This is a genomic window from Amylibacter marinus (assembly GCF_030160015.1).
Classification (GTDB): Bacteria; Pseudomonadota; Alphaproteobacteria; order Rhodobacterales; family Rhodobacteraceae; genus Amylibacter; species Amylibacter marinus.
The window spans coordinates 1-1,200 of sequence record NZ_BSNN01000011.1 but is presented as its reverse complement, the minus strand read 5'-3'; the positions used below and the strand labels follow the sequence as shown (position 1 = coordinate 1,200).

Annotated in this window: 1 pseudogene; it reads right to left on the bottom strand. The window is 48.6% G+C overall.

The window, feature by feature from the left end:
• Nucleotides 1-3: 3 nt before the first annotated feature.
• Nucleotides 4-1,145, bottom strand: a pseudogene (locus tag QQL62_RS13345) (IS3 family transposase).
• Nucleotides 1,146-1,200 lie beyond the last annotated feature (55 nt).

The window sequence follows — 1,200 nt, the reverse complement described above, 5'->3', positions numbered from 1 at the left end:
TGTCTAGCCCCCAATTTCAGTTCCACAAATTTGCGGTTTCTCCAATAAGGTTTCTGGCGCTGGTGGGCGCATACCAAGAGCACGATGAGGTCGAATGTGGTTATATTCTTTGAGCCACGTGTTGATTGCGACTTGTGCCTGTTTAACGCTGTGGAACCATTCTGCATTTAGAAGCTCTTGACGTAATATGCCGTTGAACCGCTCGTTATAACCGTTTTCCCAAGGGCTACCTGGGTAGATTTGGATGGGTTTAACGCCAACACGTTTGAGCCAATCTTGGAGAGCTCCGGCTATAAACTCTGGGCCATTGTCCGATCTTATATATTCGGGCTTTCTATATTTGATGAGCAATCGATAGAGCGCATCCAGAACGTCATCAGCGCCCATTGTCTTATTTACCTTAACGCACAGTGCTTGGCGCGTGTATTCATCGAGAACTGTGAGCATCTTATATGGTTTCCCATTACTCAGCTTGTCATGCACAAAGTCTATCGCCCAGACGTGGTTTGCGTGCGTGGGGCGCAAGCGTATGACTGAACTGTCCTTATGGTATAGTCGCTTTTTCTTCTTATGCCGCTCAGGGAGCTTCAGCCCTTCTTCGCGCCATAAACGCTCTACTTTCTTGTGGTTTACACGCCACCCTTCCATCTGAAGGAACTCTGTGATCTTGCGGGATCCATACCGCCCATATTTCTTGGCCAGTCGGATCATAGAAAGCCGTAAAGCGTCGTCATCTTGAACTTTGGCTTTGTAATGCAAGCTAGAGCGCGACACGCCTAAAACAGCGCAAGTACGACGCTCTGAGGTGTTCAGCCTTTGACGGGTGTGGATCACGGCCTGACGCAACCCATCAACCGTCAGACCTTTGGCTTTAAATGATCTAGACTTTCTTTGAGGATCAGCTTGTCCAGTTGAAGATCAGCAACAATCTTCTTCAACCGATCATTCTCTTTCTTAAGCGCTTTCATCTCCGATAGTTGAGGACGGCCAAGCCCACCAAACTTCTTGCGCCAATAGTAGTAGGTCTGAGCCGAAATGCCTGCCTGACGACACGCGCCAGCCACATCCATCCCATCATGCAAATGAACCTCTATCTCGCGCAGTATCTTTAGTGCGTCCTCATCCGAATGCCGTTTTCGTGCCATGTCTCACTACTCCAGTCTCTAATAAACAATGGCACAGTTTTAGGGGGACGAGACA